Genomic DNA, 303 nt, shown 5'->3' with positions numbered 1-303 from the left:
TCCCCATCCCTATAAAAATAGTTCTCCAAACGATAAAAAAGAAAGAGCCCTTGTTAGGACTCCATTCTCTTGAAATAAAATTTTTGTAGTTTTGCTCTCATTCTTGTCAATTCAATTTGAATCGCTTCTGCCTGACCAAAATTCTTACATCGTAAAAGCATATCCTCGAATATACGAATCTTAGCTTGTAAGTGCTTTTCCTCTTTTGACATCCTGAATCTCCTTTCGATTTTGTCTTTCACAAAAGGAGTTGTAATTCTTGCGAATTCTTCCATCGAGCCATCGTCATCTCGCATGGATAAT

At 36.3% G+C, this 303-nt stretch carries 1 protein-coding gene; it reads right to left on the bottom strand.

Annotated elements, in window-relative coordinates:
* Nucleotides 1-53: 53 nt before the first annotated feature.
* Nucleotides 54-303 (bottom strand): hypothetical protein (locus NE473_RS31155; RefSeq protein WP_256265646.1); only part of this gene is annotated, 250 nt, incomplete at its 5' end.

Source organism: Hungatella sp. SL.1.14 (assembly GCF_024460495.1).
Taxonomy (GTDB): Bacteria; Bacillota; Clostridia; order Lachnospirales; family Lachnospiraceae; genus Hungatella; species Hungatella hathewayi.
This window is presented reverse-complemented; position numbering and strand designations above follow the sequence as displayed.